The sequence below is a fragment of the Persicitalea sp. genome (genome assembly GCF_041751555.1).
GTDB lineage: Bacteria > Bacteroidota > Bacteroidia > Cytophagales > Spirosomataceae > Persicitalea.
Window position 1 is genome coordinate 1 of sequence record NZ_JBGSXF010000160.1, and the last position, 8,872, is coordinate 8,872.

Genomic DNA, 8,872 nt, shown 5'->3' on the forward strand with positions numbered 1-8,872 from the left:
ATTTAAATCAGCGGTCAAATACGCTGCATCTTCCAACCCAACGTAAATCCTTACCATGCGGTGGCGCTCAATAGTAGCGTCAAAGTCCTCAGGCTTCATTCCCGCCGCCTGCGGCAGCACGAGTGACTCGTGACCACCCCAGGATACGGCCATCAGAAAGTGTTTAAGTGCAAGGGTGAATTTCTCAATCTGCGCGTGACTGTCGGTTTTCAGCACGATCGTCAACAAGCCAAAAGCCCCCGACATTTGCTTACGGGCCAGTTCGATCTGGGGAAAATCTTCGTCGAGCGGAAATATGACGCGTTCGATTTTGGGATGAGATTTTAGAAATCCTATTATTTCTTGCGTAGTTCGAGTAATACGCTCCAAACGCATGGGCAGGGTACGTAAGCCTCGCAACAGCAGCCAGGCGTCGAACGGAGTAGCTTGGGTACCCGCCACAATGATTTGATCCAGAAAGACTTTATCGAGCAGTGCCTTGGAACCCGTAAGTACCCCGGCGACGGTATCGCTATGGCCGCCGATATACTTGGTGGCCGATTGCAGACTGAGGTCGATACCGAAAGAATGGGGCTTTTGGTAAAGCGGGGTACAGTAGCTGTTGTCTATGACTGTCAGTATGTTGCGGCTTCTGGCTAGCTGTGCCACGGCTGCAAGGTCTTGCAACTCATACGTGAGCGAATTGGGTGATTCCAGGAAAATGACTCGCGTTTCGGGACACAGGGCGGCTTCAAAGTTCTCGATTTTCGTACCGTCAATGTAGGTGGTCTTTACGCCGAATCGGGGCAAAACATCATTGAAAAGCCGCCAGGCCGAATTGTAAGGTTTTTCCACTGAAACGATATGGTCGCCCTCGCTAACATTTGCCATAATGGCCCCGTAAATTGCCGAAGCGCCACTGTTAAACACAAGTGCATCCTCGGCCCCATCGAGGGCAGCCAGTTTTTTGCGCAAAATGTCTACCGTGGGGTTTCCAGTGCGAGTATAAATAAACGCTGATCGTTCGTCGGCAAAGGCTGACCGTAGTTCGGCGAAAGTCTCGACGGCGAAATTGCTAGTTTGAAAAATGGGTGGCGTTATGGCATTGTAGTAGTGCTGACGATCTTCACCCAGTTCATTGATAATGTGAGAAATATCCAAGCTATTTGTTTAGGTTTTCTTAAAATCAAGATTTTCTGTGTTACGGGCATTACCTGGTAGTTTTGGTAGTCGACAGGACATGCTCCTTCCCAAAATCAGCCAAAGCCTCCTTAGTAATGATTCCCGCTCTCACCGAGTGGCTAATGGCCTCACTGCTGTGTTCAAAGTAGCAGGTATTGACACCCAGTTCTTCTATGTTTGCAATTACCTCTTTAACAGCAGATTTCTTACTTTTTTCTGTTTGCCGAATATAAATCGCCAGAATATTTTTTGGGTAAATTTTGACTATATTCTCGTAAATGTAAGGGTCGCGCTGCGAATCGTCACCCAGCAGAACAAAGGTATGCAAAGGATAGAAGGTGATGATATGTTCGATCTTGTTCTGTTTGTGCTGGTGCGAACCACCGCCCGTGCTGAAAAAATCAAATAGGCTGGTTTTTATCTTTTTTAGCTTTAACACCGCCTTAGGCAAGTCTTGCCGCTCAATAAACCGATTGATGTAGACGTAGAGATTCCATTCGCTGCTGGAAACGTAGAAAAAAGTATTTTTCTCATCCCCACCAGCTTTTCTACCTGCCAGGCTGAGGAGTTGATAATGCTTCCTGACGTCCTCAAATGGTTTGCGCGCCTCCACGTTGCGAGTGAGCATGACGTAGAGTTTTTTCAACACTTGGCCGCTATACGACATAAGGAAAGTGTCGTCTATATCTGAGATAAAGGTGTAGCCACCTTTATTCGGAACAAGCAATTCGTCTTTCCTGGTGAGGTTGACTACCTGCCCGTCGATTTGATCGTCGAGCGTGACCGTGAAGGGATGCCAGCCACTTTCCAATTTTTCAGTGAGGGGTATAGCAAAACGAAAGTACCCATCAAACAGCGTCCGAGTCTCGGCTTTCATCCCATTGAACTGAAAAATCACTTTCGCATTAGGTACCGTCTTGACCGTGAAGAGCTGCATCACGGATTTGATGTACCGAAAGCCCTGGCGATCGTAGAGATTTTTGGAAGAGGGGTACTTTCGAAAAACGTGGCCCTGCACTACTACCTCTTGGTCGTTGGCATATCCACGGTATAGTTTTAGTTCGTGGGATTTCATAAAATCAAATCTAATCTTTGTAAATCGTTCCACTAACCTAGAAAAAGGATATGCCATTCCCAAAAAAAGTACTACTGGTCATCAATCCCATTGCGGGGGGTGGGGACAAAAGCGAAATGATCGAAAGTATACAAGCCAAGTCACGGGATCAGGGATTTGCGCTCGAAGTCTACAAAACTGATGGCGAAAGCGACCGACAGGCCATTGAGCGGATCATGGAGGAGTTTACGCCCGATCGCGTGTTGGTGGCGGGTGGCGATGGCACCATCAACCAGGTGGCCGATATTTTGCGCGGTCAAGAGGTAGTTTTGGGTTTGCTGCCACTGGGTTCGGCCAATGGTCTGGCTACCAACCTCGGACTACCCCCGGACATTGATGAGGCAATCGAAGCGGCCCTTGGCGAACATACTTCTTGTCTGGATGGCTTGTTGCTTAACGGTCACCTCGGCCTGCACCTGAGCGACTTGGGTCTCAACGCCCGTTTGATTAAAAATTACGAAGAAGGTGAAGTGCGTGGCAAATGGGGCTACGCTAAAGAAGTGATAAGCACCTTAGCCGAACATGAGCTCTTCAGGGTAAGGATCACTACCGATCAGGAATCTTACGAGACTGAGGCAACAATAGTCATCATTGGCAACGCCACCATGTACGGCACGGGGGTGGTGGTCAACCCCCACGGCGATTTGTGCGATGGCAAATTCGAAATCATTACCGCCACCCGTTTTGATTTCATTGAACTTGCTAAACTCCTGGCTGGTAATACCGAACTGGATCCTGAGGTCGTGAAAATCAGCTCCGCTACCCGCGCCGAAATCGAATGCCTTGATAAAAAGATCCTTTTTCAGGTGGATGGTGAGTTCCTTGGCTCGGTCAACCGGGTCAAAGTGCAAGTACTGCCGGGTATGCTGACGGTAGCGGTACCCATAAAGGTTGCGGCGGACGAATAATGGATTTGTTTGTTAGCTTTGCCAAGTCACTTTCCCTCAGCCTATGGATCAGCAGCAAATCATCGACTATCTCGACCAGCACGGTGTTAAGAAAATAAAATTTGCCTTTGCGGACATCGACGGTATCCTCCGCGGCAAGGTCATTCATCGCCGCAAATTTGTAGAAGGACTTAAGAACGGCTACGGATTTTGTGACGTAGTATTTGGTTGGGACAGTTCCGACGAGTTGTACGATAACGTCGAAATCACGGGCTGGCACTCAGGATATCCCGACGCCACGGCCCGTATTGACCTGACCACTTTTCGGCAGATTCCCTGGGAAAATGACTTTCCCTTTTTTTTGGCTGATTTTAGTCGATCCGACGGGGATGATTTGGCCGCCTGTCCACGAAGTTTATTGAAGCGTGTCGCGGGAAAATGCACCGATATGGGCTTTCACGCCGAGTACGCGCAGGAGTTCGAGTGGTTCAACTTCCGGGAAACGCCTCAGAGTTTGCAGGAAAAGGGTTTTCGAGATTTACAGCCCCTCACGCCGGGCATGTTCGGCTATTCCATCCTGCGGCCCTCACAAGAAAGCGATTACAACAATGACCTGTTCGATCTTCTGGACGAATTCGACGTGACGCTGGAAGGCCTGCACACCGAGACTGGGCCGGGTGTGTACGAAGCGGCCATCATTCATGACGAAATACTGAAAGCTACCGATAAGGCCACGCTATTAAAGTCGGCGGTCAAAGAAATCGCCAGTCGCCACGGCATCCTAGCTACTTTCATGGCCAAGTGGAATGCCGAACTACCGGGTTGCAGCGGTCATATTCACCAGAGCCTATGGTCGCCTGACCGGAGTCAAAATCTTTTCTACAACGCTGACGATACTGATAAAATGAGTCCGCTGATGCGGCAATTCATCGCCGGGCAGTTGCACTGTCTGCCGCATATTCTGCCCATGTTCGCACCGACAGTCAACAGCTATAAGAGACTGGTAGAAGGCGCTTGGGCACCCACAACCGTGACCTGGGCTATTGAAAATCGCACTACTGCCCTGCGCGTGATCAACGACACCGAAGGTCACACCCGAGTCGAACACCGCGTGGCCGGCGCGGACGCTAACCCATATTTAGCTATGGCCGCAGCCCTCGCCTCGGGCCTTTATGGCATTCAAAACGAACTACCGCTGGATGTAGCCGCTACTGAGGGGAACGGCTACGAAAACAAGGAAAATGGTATATTGCCCGCGAACCTCAAAGAAGCGACGCAGGCAATGAAGGAAAGTCCGCTTTCGGCTGAATTGTTTGGTGAGCCTTTCGTCAGCCACTTTACTGCCACCCGCGACTGGGAATGGCGACAATACGCTCGTCAGGTAAGCGACTGGGAATTGCGACGGTACTTTGAGATAATTTAGTTTTGAAGGAGGAAAGGAGGATGGAGGAATGGATAAAAGGAGCGTGAGCCAGCCCGCATGAGCAGTCTATTCCTTTCCTCCATTCTCCTTTCCTCCCTATCTCCTATATAAATATCATGCGCTTAATAAACTACCCGGAAATAATAAAAGAAGCCTGGCAGGGTTTCGACCCATCAAAAAATATCGTCAGCATTACGGATATTAGCGCGATGGTATCGACCAACCATGTTTTCCGAGTATGGTTGGACACGGAGGAAATGGTGATCGCCAAGCTTTCTTATTTTGGAAAATTCGAGCACTTTAAGGAGGATCACCGAATTATTCACGCTTTGGCGACTAACCTGCTCTACCCTTTTGAAAATGTACTGGCAAAATCTTTGGTGAAAAACAACCAGGTTTACACCCACCGTTTCAAGGATACGATGGTTGATGCCTGGCTGGTTTTTTATAATCCGGTAAGAACCAAGGGCCGGCTGCCCCGGCGATTGGATGAAAACCAAATTCGGAGCCTGGCGCGGGAAATTGCCAGATTTCATAAATCCTGTTTTCGGGTGAGCAATGTACTTCCCAAAGCCTCCAAAAAACTTCGTACGGATATTCAACATTTGCTGGATATCTTAGCTACTGAAACCGGGGAATTCGAACACCGGATGCACGTCGATTTTTTGCGGGATCAGTGCAGTACTTTCCTGAAAAATATTCAAAAACTCGACGTTATCAACTTTGATCTGATGCCCGTGTTCGTCGATTGGAACATCGGCAACTTTTCCGTCGAAGATGACCTGTCGCTTTTTTCCCGATGGGATTACGATTGGTTTCGCGTATCGTCGCGCATCATGGATTTCTACTTCCTGAGCCGAGTCGTCTCCGATGTGGGTGATCGCACCGTGTTCAGCTATTATATCGGTCCGATGATGGAAGATCGATTTCTGATATTTTTGGAAGAATACCACAAGATATATCCTTTGACCCGCAACGAAATCTATTTCATGAAAGAAGCTTACCGCTTCTTTATCCTGAACTATGTTATTAAAGATGGTCGGTACTTTTTTCACCGCACTTACGCTGTTAAATTGCTGCGAGAGGCCTACGAAATCTATTTTCCCAGCATTGAAAAAGAATTTGACGCCGAGAAAATTTTAAATCATTTAAAGATCTGAGTTCGTAGCTGCTAGTCATCAGCAGCCAGCTTTTCTAGTGGTTAACAACAAATAAGTGCCAATGACTCTACATATATACAAAGCCGCCGACTATTCCATAATTGATTATTCACCACTCATCATTTTTTAAATGCGTCTTTCCTCCTTCAAGTCCGTAGTTTCAAAATACGATGTCATTTTCTTCGATGCCTTCGGCGTGTTGAAAACGCATGACACTCTGATCCCCGGCATCGGGAGAACTTTTGAATATTTGCGAGAACATAAGAAAGACTTTTACGTGTTGACCAATGATGCCTCGCGCAGTCCTCAGGATCTGGCTGATTCCTACCATCGGCTGGGACTTTACGACATCGTACCCAATTCCATCATTTCCTCCGGAATGTTAGCGCGTGACTATCTGGCCCTGAAAGTGGATGGTGGAACGGTGGCTTACCTGGGTACTGAAAAATCGGCGCATTATCTGGAAATACTTGGCTTGAAAACGCTTCCAATCGGAGAATTGAATCTCGATTTTGCCCATGAGGTAAATGCTTTGGTACTTCTCGACGATGAAGGATTCGACTGGAATCGCGACCTTAGCAAGACCGTCAATCTGCTTCGCCGCCGCAACATTCCAGTGATTGTGGCCAATACCGACCGCTACTACCCTATGTCGTCGCACTCCGTTTCTATCGCCATCGGCGCAGTGGCTACCATGATTGAAGATATTGTGGGAAAGCACTTCATCCGCTTTGGTAAACCAGACGCTCAGATGTTCATTTTTGCTCACGAACAAGTCAAGAATCACTCGAATGTTAGTAAGAAAAAAATCCTGATGGTGGGCGACACTTTGCATACCGACATTCTGGGTGGTAATAAGTTTGGTTTGGATACTGTACTCGTCCTTACTGGAAATACGCAACCTAAGGAGGCGGAAGTGAAGATTCACACGACGGGGATAATTCCTACGTATGTCTGTCAGTCGGCGGTAGTATAGGAAATATGCTTCTCAGGCAAAGAATCTCTCCTTGTTTTCATAAACATTCCTATCTTTACTAGTACAATTTTAACCAGTAAAGAACCTCACCCTTGCCCGCCGAGCCGATAAAACGTAGTTTGCCCCTATCAGAAGAAGCCGAATGCTGGGACGCTTTTCGGGCAGGCGACCGAGCTGCATTTGGACAAATCTACGACCAGCACATCCAGGAATTACTGTCTTACGGCTACCGGATTACGAGCGATCGCCAGCTCATCCGCGACAACATTCAGGACTTGTTCCTGCATTTATGGTCGCAGCGCGAGAACCTCTCCCCTACCGACTCAAAAAACGAAAAGGCCGACGGCGTTTGCAGCGTCGTCGGCCCGGAAAAAGATCCCTCGCCTGGTGTTTGCGACACCTACCGTTTGCAGCGGTAATGAGGGGTGTTTCTGTGATCTTTCAAACCCAAAAACCTTTCAAACAATGAAAAAACCCTTACAAAAAGAAGGAAAACTGTTCCAGCTCATGAAAATCTCGCTCGTTCAGCTTTTCCTTGCGGTGATTTTCGCGGGATTCACCCACGCCCGCGACGCCTCGGCGCCCCTTACCTCCCCTTCCGTTTCGTTCCCGGTAGTGATTCAACCCGACCGCCAAATAACAGGTACCGTAACCGACGAAAGTGGTGCAGGTTTGCCGGGTGTCAGTATTTTAGTAGAAGGTACTTCCAAAGGTACCACCACACTATCTGATGGCACCTACAATATATCCGTTTCCGACGGATCGACTACTTTTGTTTTTTCCTTCGTGGGGTATTTGTTGCCGCAAGTGGAGGTAAGTTACGTGACTGAAATTGCGGGTGGTGGAACCGCCTTGAGTACGAATTTCCTCTCCGAGGCCAATACTTTCGTCCTGGGAAATAACACCTTGCAAGCGGTGCAAAATATGGGAGGACAAGCGCGGGAGCAAGCTTATCTCGCCCTCAATGACCTGGCGATTTTGAAAAAGAAGGCAATCGACAGCAATGCGCCCACCTACGCCGGAATCGCGGACGTACTGCGGGCACTCAATTTAGCGGCTTTGAGCGACTGGTTTGGCGACATACCTTACTCGGAAGCACTGCGGAGCGATATCGTCAATCCAGCCTTCGACAAATCCTCGAATATTTATCCCGAGATTCAGAAAATACTGGATGAGGCTATCGTGAATTTACGAAAGGACTCGGGGCCTTTGGCTCCAAACGTCGATGATCTGATTTTCAATGGGAACAAAGCCCTTTGGATCAAAACGGCCTACGGACTAAAAGCGCGGCTCTACAGTCGGTTGAGCAATGTGGATCCGACGGGGTCGGCAAACAATGCCCTATCGGCCATCGGCCAGTCATTTAGCAGCGACGCTGAAAATTTTGTATTTAGCAAGTTCACCGATCTCCTAAAAATCACCGATCCGACAGGTAGGCCAAACCGTATCCCTTATCCCGTATCGGAGGTGACGAGAAACACCAGTACGCCTACTGACATCGACAATATTTCTACCTTCGAAGCCCGCACCAAAGTTTTCTGGGCCAAGAAATAAGTCTCTATTAAAGCAACAGTCATGGAACGCAGAAATTTTCTAAAAGCTGGGGGTATGGCCTTGCTAGTGCCTACGCATTGGCCCAAGCCTAAAAATACCAGCTCACTAAAAGTAGACACGTTGCGGGAAGCCGCTCGTGACCTATCCATTGTCGGCGAGTACGATGTCATCGTCGCCGGGGCAGGTCCGGCGGGGGTTTCTGCGGCAATCGAGGCGGGGCGTACCGGGGCGAAAACCCTGTTGATCGAAACGCACGGCTGTTTGGGCGGCGTGTGGACGGCGGGGTACCTAACCTGGATTCTCGACAACAAAAATAAGCCGGGGCTCGTGCAAGAAATCATGCAAAAGCTGCAATCCAAGCCCAATGCAGCCACGATTCCCTCCGGTAGCACGTTTTCTTTCGATGCCGAAGACATGAAGTTGCTACTCGAAGAACTCTGCGCAGAAGCCAAGGTTGATGTCCTTTTCTTCACCAGGGTAGTGAGTGCTGCCCAGGAAAAGGGTCGCCTGACCCACGTTTTCACCGAGTCGAAATCGGGGCGCGAAGCTTGGAAAGGAAAGTTATTTATCGACTGCACCGGCGATGGTGACCTGGCA

9 protein-coding genes are annotated in these 8,872 nt (G+C 48.9%); 7 read left to right on the plus strand and 2 right to left on the minus strand.

Translation table 11 applies throughout. The features are described 5' to 3' along the window. Together ACEW8P_RS05530 and ACEW8P_RS05535 are read right to left on the minus strand one after the other, a co-directional pair. Positions 1 to 1,140, minus strand: a 1,140-nt coding sequence (locus tag ACEW8P_RS05530; RefSeq protein ID WP_373512109.1) for a PLP-dependent aspartate aminotransferase family protein, incomplete at its 3' end; no start/stop codon positions are given. 49 nt (positions 1,141 to 1,189) lie between these two features. Next, positions 1,190 to 2,236, minus strand: a complete 1,047-nt coding sequence (locus ACEW8P_RS05535) for an App1 family protein (protein ID WP_373512110.1) — start codon at positions 2,234 to 2,236, stop codon at positions 1,190 to 1,192. Positions 2,237 to 2,286: 50 nt separating this feature from the next. Here ACEW8P_RS05535 and ACEW8P_RS05540 point away from each other — a divergent pair, with 50 nt between their 5' ends. The 7 genes from ACEW8P_RS05540 to ACEW8P_RS05570 all read left to right on the plus strand — a co-directional run. Then, a complete protein-coding gene (locus ACEW8P_RS05540; RefSeq protein ID WP_373512111.1) occupies positions 2,287 to 3,183 on the plus strand; it encodes a diacylglycerol kinase family protein in 897 nt (298 codons plus the stop codon). Positions 3,184 to 3,226: 43 nt separating this feature from the next. Then, entirely contained in the window at positions 3,227 to 4,585 is a 1,359-nt protein-coding gene (locus tag ACEW8P_RS05545) for a glutamine synthetase family protein (RefSeq protein WP_373512112.1), read from the plus strand. Positions 4,586 to 4,701: 116 nt separating this feature from the next. Further along, entirely contained in the window at positions 4,702 to 5,745 is a 1,044-nt protein-coding gene (locus ACEW8P_RS05550; protein ID WP_373512113.1) for a hypothetical protein, read from the plus strand. A gap of 130 nt (positions 5,746 to 5,875) precedes the next feature. Then, a complete protein-coding gene (locus tag ACEW8P_RS05555) occupies positions 5,876 to 6,721 on the plus strand; it encodes an HAD-IIA family hydrolase (RefSeq protein ID WP_373512114.1) in 846 nt (281 codons plus the stop codon). Between the two features lie 119 nt (positions 6,722 to 6,840). Further along, positions 6,841 to 7,140, plus strand: a complete 300-nt coding sequence (locus ACEW8P_RS05560) for an RNA polymerase sigma factor (RefSeq protein WP_373512115.1) — start codon at positions 6,841 to 6,843, stop codon at positions 7,138 to 7,140. 46 nt (positions 7,141 to 7,186) lie between these two features. Further along, positions 7,187 to 8,275 (plus strand): SusD/RagB family nutrient-binding outer membrane lipoprotein, encoded by a 1,089-nt coding sequence (locus ACEW8P_RS05565; RefSeq protein ID WP_373512116.1) that lies wholly within the window; start codon positions 7,187 to 7,189, stop codon positions 8,273 to 8,275. A gap of 54 nt (positions 8,276 to 8,329) precedes the next feature. Next, a partial coding sequence (locus ACEW8P_RS05570) for an FAD-dependent oxidoreductase (protein WP_373512117.1) occupies positions 8,330 to 8,872 on the plus strand: 543 nt, incomplete at its 3' end.